The sequence below is a fragment of the Sphaerisporangium sp. NPDC051011 genome (assembly GCF_040653595.1).
Classification (GTDB): Bacteria; Actinomycetota; Actinomycetes; order Streptosporangiales; family Streptosporangiaceae; genus Sphaerisporangium.
Genome location: NZ_JBFAGG010000003.1, coordinates 416,040 through 432,655, shown reverse-complemented (window position 1 = coordinate 432,655; position 16,616 = coordinate 416,040). Strand labels below are relative to the sequence as shown.

The 16,616-nt window shown below is 71.9% G+C and carries 12 protein-coding genes; 5 read left to right on the top strand and 7 right to left on the bottom strand.

Going from position 1 to position 16,616, the window contains the following annotated elements; all coding sequences use genetic code 11:
* Positions 1-12 precede the first annotated feature (12 nt).
* The gene (gene dnaE / locus AB0H21_RS09190) at positions 13-3,534 is read right to left on the bottom strand and encodes a DNA polymerase III subunit alpha (RefSeq protein WP_358513756.1); all 3,522 of its coding nucleotides are present in this window, start codon (positions 3,532-3,534) and stop codon (positions 13-15) included.
* An 84-nt stretch (positions 3,535-3,618) separates the two neighbouring features.
* Positions 3,619-4,017 carry a chorismate mutase gene (locus tag AB0H21_RS09185; RefSeq protein ID WP_358514228.1) on the bottom strand — a complete coding sequence of 133 codons (399 nt, stop codon included), beginning with the start codon at positions 4,015-4,017 and terminating at the stop codon, positions 3,619-3,621.
* Between the two features lie 924 nt (positions 4,018-4,941).
* Between AB0H21_RS09185 and AB0H21_RS09180 the strand changes: the two genes are divergently transcribed.
* A complete protein-coding gene (locus tag AB0H21_RS09180; RefSeq protein WP_358514226.1) occupies positions 4,942-7,302 on the top strand; it encodes a protein kinase in 2,361 nt (786 codons plus the stop codon).
* 80 nt (positions 7,303-7,382) lie between these two features.
* On the opposite strand, the gene AB0H21_RS09175 is transcribed toward AB0H21_RS09180, so the two are convergent.
* Positions 7,383-7,775 (bottom strand): nuclear transport factor 2 family protein, encoded by a 393-nt coding sequence (locus AB0H21_RS09175; protein WP_358513754.1) that lies wholly within the window; start codon positions 7,773-7,775, stop codon positions 7,383-7,385.
* Between the two features lie 148 nt (positions 7,776-7,923).
* Between AB0H21_RS09175 and AB0H21_RS09170 the strand changes: the two genes are divergently transcribed.
* Together AB0H21_RS09170 and AB0H21_RS09165 are read left to right on the top strand one after the other, a co-directional pair.
* Positions 7,924-8,526, top strand: coding sequence for a PadR family transcriptional regulator (locus AB0H21_RS09170; RefSeq protein WP_358513752.1), 603 nt, complete (start codon positions 7,924-7,926; stop codon positions 8,524-8,526).
* 147 nt (positions 8,527-8,673) lie between these two features.
* Positions 8,674-10,281 carry a protein kinase gene (locus AB0H21_RS09165; RefSeq protein ID WP_358513750.1) on the top strand — a complete coding sequence of 536 codons (1,608 nt, stop codon included), beginning with the start codon at positions 8,674-8,676 and terminating at the stop codon, positions 10,279-10,281.
* A 99-nt stretch (positions 10,282-10,380) separates the two neighbouring features.
* Here the strand turns inward: AB0H21_RS09165 and AB0H21_RS09160 are convergent, their stop codons facing one another.
* The 4 genes from AB0H21_RS09160 to AB0H21_RS09145 all read right to left on the bottom strand — a co-directional run bounded on the left by AB0H21_RS09160 (position 10,381) and on the right by AB0H21_RS09145 (position 12,694).
* Complete coding sequence (locus tag AB0H21_RS09160) at positions 10,381-11,310, bottom strand: RluA family pseudouridine synthase (protein ID WP_358513748.1); 930 nt, start codon at positions 11,308-11,310, stop codon at positions 10,381-10,383.
* Positions 11,303-11,965 (bottom strand): signal peptidase II, encoded by a 663-nt coding sequence (gene lspA / locus AB0H21_RS09155; RefSeq protein ID WP_358513746.1) that lies wholly within the window; start codon positions 11,963-11,965, stop codon positions 11,303-11,305. Before lspA ends, AB0H21_RS09160 begins: the two co-directional genes overlap by 8 nt.
* Positions 11,929-12,330 (bottom strand): TraR/DksA C4-type zinc finger protein, encoded by a 402-nt coding sequence (locus AB0H21_RS09150; RefSeq protein ID WP_358514224.1) that lies wholly within the window; start codon positions 12,328-12,330, stop codon positions 11,929-11,931. Before AB0H21_RS09150 ends, lspA begins: the two co-directional genes overlap by 37 nt.
* Before the next feature lie 94 nt (positions 12,331-12,424).
* The gene (locus AB0H21_RS09145) at positions 12,425-12,694 is read right to left on the bottom strand and encodes a DUF167 domain-containing protein (protein WP_358513744.1); all 270 of its coding nucleotides are present in this window, start codon (positions 12,692-12,694) and stop codon (positions 12,425-12,427) included.
* Positions 12,695-13,027: 333 nt separating this feature from the next.
* On the opposite strand from AB0H21_RS09145, the gene ileS reads away from it, so the two are divergent.
* Entirely contained in the window at positions 13,028-16,213 is a 3,186-nt protein-coding gene (gene ileS / locus AB0H21_RS09140; protein ID WP_358513741.1) for an isoleucine--tRNA ligase, read from the top strand.
* A 58-nt stretch (positions 16,214-16,271) separates the two neighbouring features.
* Entirely contained in the window at positions 16,272-16,511 is a 240-nt protein-coding gene (locus AB0H21_RS09135; protein WP_358513739.1) for a hypothetical protein, read from the top strand.
* The last annotated feature ends 105 nt before the right edge of the window (positions 16,512-16,616 follow it).

The window sequence follows — 16,616 nt, the reverse complement described above, 5'->3', positions numbered from 1 at the left end:
GCGCTCACCCGGTCAGGCGCCTACGCAGGCGGGGCCCAGCAACTGCTTCAGGTCGCCCATCAGGGCCGGGGACGGGGTGACCCTCAGGCGGTCGTCGAGGCGCATGATCGTGGTCTTGGGGCCATCGTGGAGTTGGAGGTGGACCTCGGTCGTGCCGCGGTGGGTGGTGAGGACTTCCTTCAGGCCGGCGATCACGGGGGGCGTGCAGCGGGTGAGGGCGAGGCTGACCACGAGCGGGCCACCGGCCTCCTGGGTGAGGTCGGGCTGGGTGACCTCCATCGCGACGATCTTCGCGATGTCCTCGCGCTTGTCGAGCCTGCCCTTGACGAAGACGACGGCGTCCTCGGCGAGGATGGTCGCGCAGAGCTGGTAGGCCGACGGGAAGATCATGACCTCGATGGCGCCTTCCAGGTCCTCCAAGGTGGTGAGGACCCAGGTGTCGCCCTTCTTGGTGACCTTGCGCTGCAGGCCGGTGAGGATGCCGCCGACCGTGACGACCTGGCCGTCCGGGCGCTGCTCGTCCTGGAGGGCCGCGATCGAGCAGTCGGCCCCGGCGGACAGGATGTGCTCGACGCCGAACAGCGGGTGGTCGGAGACGTACAGGCCGAGCATTTCGCGCTCGAACACCAGCAGGATGGACTTGTCCCACTCCCCCGCCGGGATCTGCACGTCGAAGGTCTGGTCCTCGGCGCCCTCGATCGCGCCGAACAGCGAGTCCTGGCCGATGGCCTCGTTCTTCTTGATGTCGATGATCGCGTCGACGGCCTGCTCGTGCACCATGACCAGGCCCTTGCGGACGTGGCCGAGGGAGTCGAACGCGCCCGCCTTGATCAGCGACTCGATGACCCGCTTGTTGCAGACGAGGGCGGGCACCTTGCGCAGGAAGTCCTTGAATTCGGCGAAGCGGCCCTTCTCGCGGCGGGCGGCGATGATGCCGTCGACGACGTTGCCGCCGACGTTGCGGATCGCCGACAGGCCGAAGCGGACGTCGGTGCCGCGCGGGGTGAAGTCGAAGTCGGAGTCGTTGACGTCCGGCGGGAGCACCTTGATGCCCATGCGGTGGCATTCGTTGAGGTAGAGCGCCGACTTGTCCTTGTCGTCCTTGACGGAGGTGAGCAGGGCGGCCATGTACTCGGCCGGGTGGTTGGCCTTGAGGTAGGCGGTCCAGTAGGAGACCAGGCCGTAGGCGGCGCTGTGCGCCTTGTTGAAGGCGTAGTCGGAGAAGGGGAGAAGGATGTCCCACAGGGTCTTGATCGCGGCGGCGGAGTAGCCGTTGTCCTTCATGCCGCTCTCGAAGGACTCGAACTGCTTGTCCAGCTCGGCCTTCTTCTTCTTGCCCATCGCGCGGCGCAGAAGGTCCGCTTTGCCGAGCGAGAACCCGGCGACCTTCTGTGCGATGGCCATGACCTGCTCCTGGTAGACGATCAGACCGTAGGTCGTGCCCAGGATCTCGGCCAGGGATTCGCGGAACTCCTCGTGGATGGGCGCGATCTCCTGCTGGCCGTTCTTGCGCAGCGCGTAGTTGGTGTGGGAGTTCGCGCCCATGGGGCCGGGACGGTAGAGGGCGCCGACGGCGGAGATGTCCTCGAAGTTGTCGGGCTTCATCAGCCGCAGCAGCGAGCGCATGCCGCCGCCATCGAGCTGGAACACTCCCAGGGTGTCGCCCCGCCCGAGCAGCTCGTACGTCTTGGGGTCGTCCAGGGGCAGCTTGAGCAGGTCGATCTTGGACCCGGTGTTGGACTCGATCATCTTCAGGCAGTCGTCGATGATCGTGAGGTTGCGCAGGCCCAGGAAGTCCATCTTCAGCAGGCCGAGCGTCTCGCAGGTCGGGTAGTCGAACTGCGTGATGATCGCGCCGTCGGAGTCGCGGCGCATGATCGGGATGTAGTCGGTCAGCACATCCGACGACATGATGACGCCGGCGGCGTGGACGCCGGTCTGGCGGATCAGGCCTTCCAGACCGCGGCCGAGGTCGATCGCCGCCTTGACGTCGACGTCCTCCTCGTACAGCTTGCGCAGCTCACCGGCCTCGTTGAAGCGGGGGTGCTCGCTCTCGAAGATGCCGGACAGCGGGATGTCCTTGCCCATCACCGCGGGCGGGAACGCCTTGGACACCTTGTCGCCGAGCGCGTACGGGTAGCCGAGGACGCGGGCGGCGTCCTTGATGGCGGCTTTCGCCTTGATGGTGCCGAAGGTGGCGATCATGGCGACCTTGTCGGCGCCGTACTTCTCGGTGACGTAGCGGATGACGTCGGCGCGACGACGTTCGTCGAAGTCGATGTCGACGTCGGGCATGGAGACGCGGTCGGGGTTCAGGAACCGCTCGAAGATCAGTCCGTGCGGGAGCGGGTCGAGGTCGGTGATGCCGAGCGCGTACGCCGCCAGCGAGCCTGCCGCCGATCCGCGGCCGGGGCCGACGCGGATGCCGTTGTTCTTCGCCCACATGATGAAGTCGGCGACGACGAGGAAGTACGAGGGGAACCCCATCTGGAGGATGACGTCCATCTCGTACTCGATCTGGCGCTGGTGCTCCTCGTCGATGCCCTCGGGGTAGCGGCGGGCCATGCCCCGGGCGATCTCCTCGCGGAACCAGCCCTCTTCGGTGTGGCCCTCGGGCACCGGGAAGGTGGGCATGAGGTTCTTGAACCCGAACATGCCCTCGGGCTCGACCCGCTCGGCGACCAGCAGCGTGTTGCGGCAGCCCTCGGCCCACAGCTCGGAGGAGTCGACCGCGCGCATCTCGTCTGCGGTCTTGATGTAGTAGCCGCTGCCGTCGAAGCGGAAGCGGTCGGGGTCGGAGAGCTGCTTGCCCGTCTGGATGCACAGGAGCGCGTCGTGGGAGGTCGAGTCGGACTCGTAGGTGTAGTGCGAGTCGTTGGTGACCAGCGGCGGGATGCCGAGCTCCCTGGAGATGCGGATGAGCCCGTCGCGGACCCGGCGCTCGATGTCGAGCCCGTGGTCCATGATCTCCAGGAAGTAGTTCTCCTTGCCGAAGAGCTCCTGGTACCTGGCCGCCGCCGCGACGGCCTGGTCGTACTGGCCGAGGCGCAGGCGGGTCTGGACCTCGCCGGAGGGGCAGCCGGTGGTGGCCATGAGGCCTTCGGAGTGCTCGGCGAGCAGCTCGGCGTCCATGCGCGCCCACTTGCGGACGAAACCCTCGGTGTAGGCGCGCGAGGAGAGCTTCATCAGGTTGCCGAGACCCGTGGCGTCGCGCGCCCAGATGGTCATGTGGGTGTAGTAGCCGCCCGCCGAGACGTCGTCGCTCTTCTGGTGCGGCTCGCCCCACAGGACGGGCTTCTTGTTCAGCCGCGACTCGGGCGCGACGTAGGCCTCGATGCCGAGGATGGGCTTGATGTCCGCGGCGGTCGCCTGCTTGTAGAAGTCGTAGGCGCCGTGCATGTTGCCGTGGTCGGTGATCGCGATGGCGGGCATGCCCAGATCGCCGACCTGTTTGAACATCTGCTTCAGGCGCGCCGCTCCGTCGAGCATGGAGTACTCGGTGTGAACGTGCAGATGCACAAACGAATCAGCCATGCGGGCCGTCCCTCTCCCCTCGATGCGGTGCGGCCGATCAGAGCCTACGCCGTCGCGGCGGCCTCATGGAGCACACCGGGCCCGTCAGTCTCGATCGTGATCCTGCCGGCCACCGGCGAGCGCCTGCGTGCCGGCCGTGCCCGCCGGGCGGTCTCGCGGCGCGGGTTCCTGGCCATTGTCCCTCGAAGCGGCCCTGACCTCCTCGGCGAGGTGGAGGCCGCTCTCGATCACCGCCTTCATGATCGGCGCCAGCCGTGCCTCGCCGAGGCGGGGCGCGCGGCGGGCCATCGCGGCGACGATCCGCCGCTCGCGTTCGGGGTCGCGCCCGGCGAACCCGCCGACCGGCTTGAGCCGCTGGACGACGCCGGCCAGGGCGGCCCGGCGCTCCACGATCACGGCGAGCGCCGCGTCGGCCCGGTCGATCGCCTCGCGCGCGGCCGCGACGGTGGCGGGACGCTCCTCGCGGACGAGCGCGCCGACCACGACGACGGCCTCGCGCGCCGCCTCGGCGTGCGCGGCGGGGGCGTCCTCGTCCAGCCACAAGCCGTCCGCGCCCGCCGCCACCACGGCCGCCGCCAGCCCGGCGCCGTCCCCGGGCGAGGCGAGGACGGGGTGCCCGCGGCGCTCGCGGGCCGCGCGGACCAGCCCGAGGTCGACGGACAGGTGGCCGTCCGCCGCCCGCGCGCCGTCCTCACACAGCACCACCCCGGCCGCTCCGCCGTCCAGGCACGCTCCGGCGGCTGCCAGCCACACGCCGAGGGACGCCGGGCCGCGCCGCACGACCACCGGCAGGCCCAGGCGCCCGGCCGCCCGCAGGAGCGCGTCGTCGCCCCCTGCCGGGACGACCAGGCCGTCGGCGTGCGCCGCGACGCCGGGCAGGTCCTCGACGTCCGCGGGCTCGACGAGCAGCGGGCCGTCCGACGCGGCGCGGGCCGCGGCGACCGCGCCGTGGCGGTCCTCGGGGCGCAGGCGCGTGAGGCTCATGTGGTGCCCGTCCGCCCGCGGAGGCCCCGCGAAGACCACGGCGGGACCTTCCCCGACGGTGAGGCTTCCGATGCGCACCGCGCGCCTGCCGGGCTGCCCGGTCGATGACATGTCGGCTCCCTAGGTGGGCGCCGGCCGCGTCATGTCCGCGAGCCGGCGGGTCTGAAACGACGAAGGCGAAGACGCCGCCGTCTCCGCCCTTGTGCCGGCTCCGGATGGTCGCTAGATCATGTCAACGGCGACCGGCCCTCCCGGAACCGGCCTGGTAAACACGAAACAGCAAGTCACGGCATCAAGATTAGCAGCGATGGCCACCAGTCGGACACAGCATCTCAGATACCGGACACTTTCCCCGAAGCCGCGTTTGCACGTGCGCACCGCTATGGGACGATTCAGTCGGCTGAAAGGGGGTAGCGGCGGGTGATGTCGGAAGCACGGCCGGGTGGACGGCAGCAGGGGCGCCGCGTAGCCGACCGCTACCAGCTCCTGGAGACGATCGGCCGCGGAGGCATGGGCGTCGTCTGGCGCGCCCACGACGAACTGCTCGACCGGGTCGTCGCGGTGAAGGAGGTCCGCTACCCCGGAGACCCGGACGACGACGAGGTGGCCGAGCTCAACCGCCGCACGCTGCGCGAGGCCCGCGCCGCCGGCAGGCTCAACCATCCGAACGTCGTCGTGGTGCACGACGTCATCGAGGAGAACGGCCGCCCCTGGATCGTCATGCAGCTCGTCGACAGCCGCTCCCTCGGCCAGGTGCTGCGCGAGGATGGGCCGCTGCCGGTCCGCATGGTGGCCGAGATCGGCCTGCGCCTGCTGGAGGCCCTGCGCAACGCGCACGCCGCCGGGGTGCTGCACCGAGACGTCAAACCCGAGAACGTCCTGCTCACCGACGACGGCCGCGTCGTGCTCACCGACTTCGGCATCGCCCGCATGGAGACCGACACGACGATGACCCGCACCGGGCTCGTCGGCACGCCCGCCTTCATCGCCCCCGAACGCCTGCGCGGGTACCCTGCCCAGCGCGAGTCGGACTTCTGGTCGCTCGGCGCCACGCTGTACGCCGCCGTCGAGGGTCGCCCGCCGCACGACAAGGGCATGGCGATGGCCACGATGCACGCCGTGCTGAACGACGAGCCCGAGCCCGCGCCGCGCGCCGGGCGGCTCGGCGCCGTGCTGATGGGCCTGCTGGAGAAGAACCCGCAGCGCCGCCTCACCGCCGACCAGGCCGAGCGCATGCTGCGCGCCATCGCCGAGGACCGCTCCGCCACTCCGCGGTCGAGCATGCAGACCCTGCCCGCCGCCCCGCATCCGATCCCCGCCACGAGCCCTCCGCGCAAGCGGCCACGGCCCGAGGACGCGGTTCCCTCTCCGGCCGAGGCCGCATCCCCGGCGTCCCCGGCGGAGGCGGGCGAGGAGGCCGCGTCCTTCATCCCGGCCACGGGGGTGTCCGCCCCGCCCAAGGTCCCCGCGCCCGCCGAGGCCCCGGCGCCCGTCCAGGACGCGCCCGGCGAGGACGTGGCCCCTGCCGAGGACATGTCCCCGGCCGCCAGCGCGGCCGAGGAGGGCTCGGAGACCGCGCCCGCGGGCCGGGAGGCGAAGGCGACCGGGGAGGCCGCGCCCGCCGAGACCCCCGCCGTGGCACAGACCGCGGCACGGGAAACGCCGGATGAGCCCGGCGACGCGGAGCCGCGGGGCACGAAGCCGGAGGCGGCCGCGCGTCCCGGGAAGGCGTCCGCGAGGATCGCCGCCGCCCCCGTCCAGCCGGTCAAGCCCGCGGTCCCTGCTCAGGCGCGCCCCGGTGAAGCCGAGGAGGCCGCGGAGGCGAACCGTCCGACGCGGGTGCCCCGGCAGCCGGGCCGCACCGAGGCTGAGACACGGCTGGAGACGCGCAGGCGCCCGTACGAGGACGCCCGGCCGGAGGCGTCCGGCGTCTTCGCCGCCGAGCGCCCCCCGGCCGCCTCCGCGCAGGCTCCGGAGCCCTCGGCGTTCTCCGGCTTCTGGGAGACCTCCGGCGGCTCGCCGACGACGATCGAGCCCGCGCCCGGCGAGGCGGGGGACGGCCCCCGGCGGCCGATGCCGCTCACGCGCGTCGTCCTGGTGGTCATCCCCGTTGTGCTGATCGTCGCCGGGGTCGCGCTGTGGCTGGGGGCGCACGACGCCTCCGACACCCCGTCGGGCACGTCGGTGGCCGGGAATAACCCCACTCCCCCGGCCGCCACCGACCGGCCCTCAGGCGCGCCGTCCTCGCCGTCCGGGGGCTCGTCGACACCGGCGGGCTCCCCCTCCGCCTCACCGAGCGAGTCGCCGAAGCCGTCGCCGACCCCCAAGTCGGCCGCCATCGGCCCGGGCGACGTCCCGGAGGGGTGGCACAAGTACACGCACGCGAAGTTCTCCGTGGCGCTGCCGAAGGGGTGGCACCCGGCCGGGAACGGCAACGGCCTGATCCGCTTCCGCGGGGACTCGCACACCTACCTTGAGGTCCACCACACCACCACCCCGGAGAAGAACGCGCTGAAGACCTGGCAGCGCGACGCGCCGGGCATGAGCCACAACTTCCCCGCCTACAGGCTGATCGCGATCAGAGAGGTCAAGGACTACTGGCAGACCGCCGCCGACTGGGAGTTCACCTTCGGCGACAGCCGGTACCGGTCCCGTGTGATCGACCGCGGGTTCGTCACCGACGACAACAACGGCTTCGCGCTGCTGTACAAGACCGACGACAAGGACTGGAAGGACAAGAAGAAGCTCTTCGAGACCTTGGCGGCCACGTTCAAGCCCAGGTGACCGGCCGGGCGCCTGTGAAGAAGAGCCCGGGGGTCAGGCGGGCGTCGCCCGGCCCCCGGTGACGCTCGCGCCGGCGTCGCTCACGCGTTCAGCGCCTCGCGCCTGATCTGCTCGAACTGCTCCCCCATCGCCTCGGCCAGGGCGTTCGCCCCCGTCAGCGGCCGGACCATCACCGTGAGGTCGTCGATGAGGCCGTTCTCGTCGACGTGCACGAAGTCACAGCCGTGCACCTGCCGGCCGTTCACCGTGGCCTGGAAGACGAACGCGTGGTCGCGGCCGTCCTCGCCGGCGATCTCGCGGATGTAGCGGAAGTCCTCGAACACCCGCGCGGCGCCGCGGAGGATCGCCGCCGTGAGCGCCTTGCCCGAATACGGCTGGAACGCGACCGGGCTGGTGAACACGACGTTCTCGGCGAGCAGCTCCTCGAGCGCCGCCATGTCCCCGGACTCGACGGCCTTGCGGAACGGATGCATCGCTTCCCCCATATTCAACTTGTTGACTATGTGCTTTCGACGGTACCGCCCGCCGCTCGGGGCCGTCCAGAGATACCGGCCGCCGTGAGTGGTCAATTCGTTGACTAGTGAACGGGACGACCAGTCAACGCGGAGATATCGTGGGCTCATGTCATTGCGCCACGCGGTCATGGCCGCGCTCCTCGAGGGCGAGGCGTCCGGGTACGACCTGGCCAAGGGGTTCGACGCGTCGGTCGCGAACTTCTGGATGGCCACTCCTCAGCAGCTCTACCGGGAGCTGGACAGGATGCAGGCCGAGGGCCTGGTCCGGGCGCGCGTCGTCCAGCAGGAGCGCCGTCCCAACAAGCGGCTGTTCTCCCTGACCGAGGCCGGGCGCGGTGTGCTGCGCGACTTCACCGCCGCGCCGCCACGCCCGGGCGCGATCCGCGACGAGCTGATGGTCAAGGTGCAGTCCATGGACGCCGGAGACGCCGAGGCCGTGCGCGCCGCCATCGAGGAGCGCATGGCCTGGGCCCAGGCGAAGATCGCCCGGTTCGAACGGCTGCGCGCCCGCATGCTGGACGGCCGCAGCGAGGAGGAGTACCTGGCGCGCGCCGAGCGCGTCGGCCCCTACCTGACGCTGACGCGCGGCCTGTCCTTCGAACGCGAGAACCACCGGTGGGGCGCGTGGGCCCTGGCCGTGCTGGATCGCCGCTCGGCCGCGGCCGGAACCCCCGAGGATGCGCCCGGCCCCGCGCGCGCCCGGCCGTGAGGCAGACCCACCGCCCCCGATGAGAGGCCCGGTGAGAGGCGGCGCGCCGGGCGGGCACGTCACGTGAGCGCGGCGGGCCCGGTCTCGTCTGGTGTCCCGGCCCGGCACACTGTGGGACGATCGGAAACCGGAGCGAAGGGGGGCGAGGTGACGGCGGAGACGCAGCGGCGGGTGGCGGGACGGTACCGGCTGCTGGAACCCATCGGCCAGGGCGGCATGGGGGTGGTCTGGCGCGCCCACGACGAGCTGCTCGACCGGCCCGTGGCGGTCAAGGAGGTCCTCCACCACGCGGTGAGCGAGCAGGAGCGCGCGGCCTTCACCATGCGCACCATCCGCGAGGCGCGGGCGGCCGGGCGGCTGGACCACCCGTCGGTGGTCGTGGTGCACGACGTCATCGAGGAGGACGGCCGGCCCTGGATCGTCATGCAGCTCGTGCGGTCCCGCTCGCTCGGCCAGGTCCTGCGCGAGGACGGCCCGCAGGCGCCGCGCCGGGTCGCCGAGATCGGCGTCCAGGTGCTCGGGGCCCTGCGCGCCGCGCACGCCGCCGGGGTGCTGCACCGCGACGTCAAACCCGAGAACGTCCTGCTCACCGACGCCGGGCGGGTCGTGCTCACCGACTTCGGCATCGCCACGATGCCCATGGAGACCGCGCTCACCACGACCGGCAGCCTGTCGGGCACCCCCGCCTTCCTGCCGCCGGAGCGACTGCGGGGCCTTCCCGCCGTGCCGGAGTCGGACCTGTGGTCGCTCGGCGCCACGCTGTACGCCGCCGTGGAGGGCAGGCCGCCGTTCGACCGGGGCGCGCCCGTGCCCACGATGGCCGCCGTCCTCAACGACGAGCCCGAGCCCGCCCGTCACGCGGGGCCGCTGGCCCCGGTGCTCGACGGCCTGCTGCGCAAGGACCCGGCCCGGCGCATGTCCGCCGCGGACGCCGCCGAGGCCCTCGGGCGGGTGGCGGCGGGCGAGTCGCCGCGCGTGAGCAGGCAGGCGCGCCGGCGCGCCGAGCCCTCCGTTCCGCTGCCCGCCACCTCGCCCGAGATGCCGATCCCGTGGTCCACGAGCCCGTCCGCCACCGTCCGCGCGCCGCGTCGCCGGTCGCGCGTGCTCGGGCCGCTCGTCGGCGTGACGCTGCTGCTCGTGGTCGCCGGGGCCGGCTGGTACGGCTACATGCGAGTCGCGGACGGCGCGACGCCCGCCCCGCCCCCCGCGCCGAGCGTGACGTCCTCGGCGGGCGTGACCACGGGCCCGGAACCGTCGCCCACGGAGTCGGCCGCAAAGCCGACCACGTCTCCATCGGCCACCCGTACCGGCGTGCCGCGCGGCTGGAGCCCCCACACCGACCGCCTGGGGTTCACCGTCTCCCTCCCGCCCGGCTGGAAGGAGGTCGACCGCGAGCCGTCCCGCGTGTGGTTCCGGGCTCCCGGCTCGGGAAGCTACCTCCTGATCGACCTGACCCGCTGGGCCGACGCCGATCCGCTGGCGGCGCTGCGCACGGTCGAGAGGCAGTCGCTGGCCGAGGGCAGGCTGCCCGGCTACGGGCTGGTCTCGCTGCGGTCGCTCACGTACAAGGGACGCCCGGCGGCCGACTGGGAGTTCATCTGGCGGATGGACTCGGGCGTGGCCCACGTCCTGGACCGCGCGTTCACCTCCGGCGACGGGCGGCACTTCGCGATGTACCTGCACATCCCCGCGGCGCAGTGGCAAGCGCAATCTGCATATTTCGACGCGTTTGCGAGGAGTTTCCGACCTTCCTGACTCTCAGGGGCAGGTGCCAGGTTTTCGGATAGCTCGGCGAGCATGCCAGGAGCCCCGGGGCGAAACCGGATGTGAGAGCGCCCCCGGGCCTGCGGCCGGTCAGGACTCCGCGCGGACCACGTCCAGGGCGCGGGCGAGCTCGGCCGGGTAGTCGCTGCTGAAGGACACCCATTCACCGGTGACCGGATGGTCGAAGCCGAGCGAGACGGCGTGCAGCCACTGGCGGGTCACGCCGAGGCGGGCCGCGAGCGTCGGATCGGCGCCGTAGGCGAGGTCGCCCACGCACGGGTGGCGGGTGGCCGCCATGTGCACGCGGATCTGGTGGGTGCGGCCGGTCTCCAGCCTGATGTCGAGCAGCGACGCCGCCCGGAACGCCTCGATCGTGTCGTAATGGGTGATCGACGGCTTGCCTCCGGCGACCACGGCGAACCTGCCGTCCCCCGCCGGATGCCGGTCGATGGGCGCGTCCACGGTGCCGCGCAGCGGATCGGGGTGGCCCTGGACCAGCGCGTGGTAGCGCTTCTCGACCGTGCGCTCCTTGAAGGCCCGCTTCAACCGCGAGTAGGCGACCTCGCTCTTGGCGACGACCATGACACCGGTCGTGTTGGCGTCCAGGCGGTGGACGATGCCCTGCCGCTCGGCCGCGCCGCTGGTGGCCACCTTGTGCCCGGCGCCCAGCAGGCCGCCGATGACGGTCGGCCCCGTCCAGCCCACGGTCGGGTGGGCGGCCACGCCGATCGGCTTGTCGACCACCACGATGTCGTCGTCCTCGTACAGGACGCGCATGCCGGGCACGGGCTCGGCGACCGGCATCGGCGTGGTGGGCGGCGGGGGGATCACGACGTCCAGCCACGCGCCGGCGTGCACGCGGTCGGACTTCGCGGCGGGCGCGCCGTCGACCTGGACGTCGCCCGAGGAGATCAGGTCGGCGGCGAGGGTGCGCGAGAAGCCGAAGAGGCGGGCCAGCGCGGCGTCGAGGCGCTCACCCTCCAGCCCGTCGGGCACCGGGAGGCTGCGCAGCTCACCCATGCCGCTCACCTCCCCGCTCCCCCGAGGACTCCGGCGACTCCGAGGACTCCGGGGAAGACCCGGCTGAGGCCGCGGCCTCGTCGCCGGCGCGCGAGCCGTCGAGCTGGTGGCCCCGCCAGGCGAGCAGCACGGCGAGGATGCCCCCGCAGACGATCGCGGAGTCGGCGACGTTGAAGACGGGGAAGTGCCCGGGGAAGGCCTCGATCCAGTCGACGACGTGCCCCTGGAGGGGGGCGGGGGCGCGGAAGAGGCGATCGGTGAGGTTGCCGAGGGCGCCGCCGAGCAGCAGGCCGAGGGTGATCGCCCAGGGGACGCTGCGCAGCCGCCGGGCCGTCCGCAGGATCGCGATCACCACACCGAGGGCGATGACCGTGAAGATGATCGTCATTCCGGTGCCGATGCTGAACGCCGCGCCGGAGTTACGGATGACGCGAAGCTGGAGCAGGTCGCCGATCAGCCGGATCGGATCCTTGCCCTCGAGCTCCCGTACCACGATGGTCTTGCTGATCAGGTCGAGCACGTAGACGAGGACCGCGACGACCACGAGGCCGCCCATGCGCCGGGCGCGCGCGGACCCGGGGCCGCCGGGAGGGCGGCCCGAGGCGTCCGTCGGGGGGGTCAGCGGCGCTCCTCCCGCTGCTTGCACGACACGCACAGCGTCGCCCTCGGGAACGCCTGAAGGCGTTCCTTGCCGATCGGCTTGTGGCACGATTCGCACACTCCGTAGGTTCCCGCGTCGATACGGACGATCGCCCGCTCGTTCTGCGCGATGAGGTCGCGCGCATTCAGGGTAAGGGCGATCTCACGTTCCCGCTCATAGGTCTTGGCGCCCGCGTCCGCCTGGTCGTCCCCGGCGCTGTCGCTGATGTCGCCCGAGGCGATCTGCGACTCGGCCCTGGCGACCTCGGCGCTGAGCTCCTCGATCTCCCCGTGGAGGCGGTCGCGGACCGCGGCCAGTTCCCGGCCGGTCCATACGGCGTCGCCGCTCGTCTCGGTGGCGGTCTTGGCCGCCCGCGTCATGCCCGCCATGAAGGTCTCCTCGCCGATCGACCAGATGAACAGTGCGGGAAGCATAGGTCGGCCATTTCGGAAGAACAAACGACGCGCCGACCGTTTACGCCATCCGTAACGCCGTGGCCCTTTCGGTCAATTCCTGGTCGTTGCCGAGGATCTCCACGACCTTATCCCTGCTTGTCGCTCCGGTTACCAGACGCACGTCGGAGCGGCGCACGCCGAACGCCTCGGCGACGGCCCGCAGCGCCGCCTCGGTGGCCTGGCCGTCGACCGCACGGGCGTTCACCTTCACCACAATGGCGCTCTCGCCGTAGGCGCCGCCGACGGACTCGCGCGCGGCGCCCGGCCGTACCCTGATCGCCAGCCTCATGAATGTGTCGGTCCTCTCCCTGGGGTGGGATATCGTTTTAGTTTGCAAGGCGTCGATGGGACGAGTACCTCCGTGCCCACCTCGCACGAGCGACCTGGGGACGGTGGAAGCCCGGGGCGAGAGCCGGAGGGAAGATCACCCGGAGCCGCCGGAAGAACGGCCCAGACCGGCCCAGCGCCGGGCGGAGCCCAGTAGAACCGGCAGCGCAGACAAGAGTGGGCCTCTTTTCGGGAGATTCTCGGAAGGGGTCAAGGAGGGTGGTACCGCGGGGCTTCCCGGCCTCGTCCCTCCACGCCATGGAGAAATCAGCTCGCGTGGAGGTCCACCCCTACCATGTCTACGTCGTCGGCCCCGTCCTCACCGTCCTCACCGTACTTCAGGCCCCTGCCCCCGCAGGCCGACCTGCCGGCCTTCGAGGCCGAGGTGCTCGACCGCTGGCGTGACGGCAAGGTCTTCGAGCGCTCGCTGGAGCAGAACGCCGGCGGCCCGTCCTGGGTGTTCTTCGAGGGCCCGCCCACCGCCAACGGCATGCCCGGCGTCCACCACGTCGAGGCCCGCGTCTTCAAGGACGTCTTCCCCCGCTACAAGTCGATGCGCGGCTACCACGTCGCCCGCAAGGCCGGGTGGGACTGCCACGGCCTGCCCGTCGAGGTCGCCGTCGAGCGCGAGCTCGGCCTGTCCGGCAAGCCCGAGATCGAGGCGTACGGCATCGCCGAGTTCAACCAGCGGTGCCGCGAGTCGGTCGAGCGGCACGTCGACGCGTTCGAGGCGATGACCGAGCGCATGGGCTACTGGGTCGACATGTCCCAGGCGTACCGCACGATGGACCCGTCGTACGTCGAGGCCGTCTGGTGGTCGCTGAAGGTCATCTGGGACAAGGGCCTGCTGTTCCGCGACTTCCGGATCACCCCGTACTGCCCGCGCTGCGGCACCGGCCTGTCCGACCACGAGCTCGGCCAGCCCGGCGGGTACGAGACCGTCTCCAGCCCGTCGGTGTACGTCCGCATGCCGGTGACCGCGGGCCGCTTCGAGGGCGCCGACCTGCTCATCTGGACCACCACGCCCTGGACGCTGGTGTCCAACACCGCCGTGGCCGTCCACCCGGACGTGACCTACGTCGTGGCGTCCCGTGAGGGCGAGAAGCCGGTGATCGTCGCCGAGCCGCTGATGGACGCCGCCCTCGGCGAGGGCTGGACGGTCACCGAGCGCATGCCCGGCACCGAGCTGGAGCACACGCCGTACTCCCGGCCGTTCGAGCTGGTCGACATCCCCGGCGCCCACTACGTCGTGCTCGCCGACTACGTCACGGTCGAGGACGGCACCGGGCTGGTCCACCAGGCCCCGGCGTTCGGCGCGGACGACATGACGACCTGCAAGCGGTACGGCCTGCCGGTGGTCAACCCGATCGGCCCGGACGGGCGCTTCCTGGCCACGGTCCCGCAGGTCGGCGGCACGTTCTTCAAGGACGCCGACGAGGGCCTCACCGAGGACCTGCGCGCCCGGGGCCTGCTGTTCCGCGGCGCCCACTTCGACCACAGCTACCCGCACTGCTGGCGCTGCCACACGGCCCTGCTCTACTACGCCCTGCCGTCCTGGTACATCCGCACCACCGCGATCAAGGACCGGCTGCTCGCCGAGAACGAGCGCACGAACTGGTTCCCGGCCACGATCAAGGACGGCCGGTACGGCGAGTGGCTGCGCAACAACGTCGACTGGGCGCTTTCCCGGTCGCGGTACTGGGGCACGCCGCTGCCGCTGTGGGTCTGCACGGCCGACGAGTCGCACGTCACCTGCGTCGGGTCGCTGAAGGAGCTCGGCGAGCACGCCGGGCGCGACCTGTCGGCCCTGGACCCGCACCGCCCGTTCGTCGACGACGTCGCCTTCCCCTGCCCGGACTGCGGCGCCGAGGCCCGGCGGGTGCCGGACGTGATCGACGCCTGGTACGACTCGGGGTCCATGCCGTTCGCGCAGTGGGGGGCACCGCACGTCAACAAGGACGTCTTCGAGCAGTCCTACCCCGGCCAGTTCATCTGCGAGGCCCTGGACCAGACCCGCGGCTGGTTCTACTCGCTGATGGCCATCGGCACGCTGGTGTTCGACCGGTCGTCCTACGAGAACGTGCTGTGCCTCGGCCTGATCCTCGCCGAGGACGGCCGCAAGATGAGCAAGCACCTCGGCAACGTCCTGGAGCCGATCCCGCTGATGGACCAGCACGGCGCCGACGCGCTGCGCTGGTTCATGGCGACCTCCGGCTCCCCGTGGTCGCCGCGCCGGGTCGGGCACGCCAGCCTGGAGGAGATCGTCAGGAAGGTCCTGCTGACCTACTGGAACACGACGTCCTTCTTCACCCTGTACGCGGGCGCCGAGTCCTGGTCGCCGTCCAAGGCGGCCGAGGCCCCGGCACCCGCCGACCGCCCGCTGATCGACCGGTGGGCGCTGTCGGAGCTCAACCGCGCCGTCGCCGACGTCACCGAGGCGCTGGAGGTCTTCGACACCGCCCGCGCCGGGCGGCTGCTCACCGACTACCTCGACGACCTGTCCAACTGGTATGTCCGCCGGTCGCGCCGCCGGTTCTGGTCCGGCGACACGGCGGCGTTCGCCACGCTGTACGAGTCGCTGGAGACGGTGACCCGGCTGCTCGCGCCCCTGGTGCCGTTCCTCACCGACTACCTGTGGGACGTGCTGCGCGCCCCCGACGCGCCCTCCTCTGTGCACCTGGCCACCTGGCCGGAGGTGGACGAGGCCCTGCTGGACCCGGCGCTGTCGGAGCAGATGGCGCTGGTACGGCGGCTGGTCGAGCTCGGCAGGGCGGCCCGCGCGGGCAGCGGGGTCAAGACCCGCCAGCCGCTCGGGCGGGCCCTGGTGGGCAGCGCGCGCTGGGCGTCCCTGCCGGAGTCGCTGCGCGAGCTGATCGCCGACGAGCTCAACGTCCAGGCGCTGGAGGACCTGTCGGCGTTCTCGGCCGACCTGGTTTCGTTCACGGTCAAGCCCAACTTCCGGGCCCTCGGCAAGCGGTTCGGCAGCGGCACCAAGGACGTCGCGGCGGCCGTCACGGCGGCGGACCCGGCCGAGCTGGCCGCGCTGATCCGCGCCGGGCGGACGGCGACCGTCGTCGTGAACGGCGCGGAGGTCGAGCTCGGGGCGGACGACGTGATCGTCACCGAGCAGCCGAGGGCCGGGTGGGCCGTCGAGACCGGCGCCGCCGGGTCGGGCAGCGGCGAGACCGTGGCCCTGGACCTGACGGTCACCCCGGAGCTGTCGCGCGCCGGCCTCGTACGGGACGTGATCCGCCTGGTCCAGGACGCCCGCAAGTCGAGCGGCCTGTCGATCATCGACCGCATCGACCTGTGGTGGACGGCCTCCGGCGACCTGGCCGAGGCCCTGCGCGCCGACGGCGGCAAGGTCGCCGACGAGGTCCTCGCGGTCAGCATGACCGAGGGCTCCCCCGCCCACGACCTGCCCGCCCACCACGACCAGGACCTCGCGCTCACCTTCCACCTCACCCGCGCCAGGCCCTGACCGCACACCCCGCCGTCCGGCGACCTCGCTCACCGGACGCGGGCCCGCCGTAATCGCCGTGGGGCTCATCACGTTGATCGTGCTGGGCTACCGGATGTGGTGGCGGCGCCGTCCGACCCGTGGGTTCGGCACCCCGTACCCGCGAGGCGCCTGGCGCCGGGTGCACTGGGCCGTCCTGGTGCCGCTGGCCCTCCTCACCCTCGCGGTGGGGTACTTCCTGCCTCTGATGGGGATCTCCCTGGCCGCGTTCCTGGTGATCGACGCCCTGCTCGGACTCCGCTCCAGGACGACCGGCTAACCACCGCCCGGACATGCCATCGTCGTACGTCCGTCCGGGTGGACGGCCGCACGAATGCGCTGCGGCGATCGCCGCCTGGCGCGGGCTCCCCAGGCCCTTTACAAC

Bases quoted from the DNA above. Each gene is read 5' to 3' on its own strand.
- dnaE (WP_358513756.1), bottom strand. From the start codon at position 3,534: ATGGCTGATTCGTTTGTGCATCTGCACGTTCACACCGAGTACTCCATG.
- AB0H21_RS09180 (WP_358514226.1), top strand. From the start codon at position 4,942: ATGTCGGAAGCACGGCCGGGTGGACGGCAGCAGGGGCGCCGCGTAGCC.
- AB0H21_RS09175 (WP_358513754.1), bottom strand. From the start codon at position 7,775: ATGCATCCGTTCCGCAAGGCCGTCGAGTCCGGGGACATGGCGGCGCTC.
- AB0H21_RS09170 (WP_358513752.1), top strand. From the start codon at position 7,924: ATGTCATTGCGCCACGCGGTCATGGCCGCGCTCCTCGAGGGCGAGGCG.
- AB0H21_RS09160 (WP_358513748.1), bottom strand. From the start codon at position 11,310: ATGGGTGAGCTGCGCAGCCTCCCGGTGCCCGACGGGCTGGAGGGTGAG.
- AB0H21_RS09150 (WP_358514224.1), bottom strand. From the start codon at position 12,330: ATGACGCGGGCGGCCAAGACCGCCACCGAGACGAGCGGCGACGCCGTA.
- AB0H21_RS09145 (WP_358513744.1), bottom strand. From the start codon at position 12,694: ATGAGGCTGGCGATCAGGGTACGGCCGGGCGCCGCGCGCGAGTCCGTC.
- ileS (WP_358513741.1), top strand. From the start codon at position 13,028: ATGTCTACGTCGTCGGCCCCGTCCTCACCGTCCTCACCGTACTTCAGG.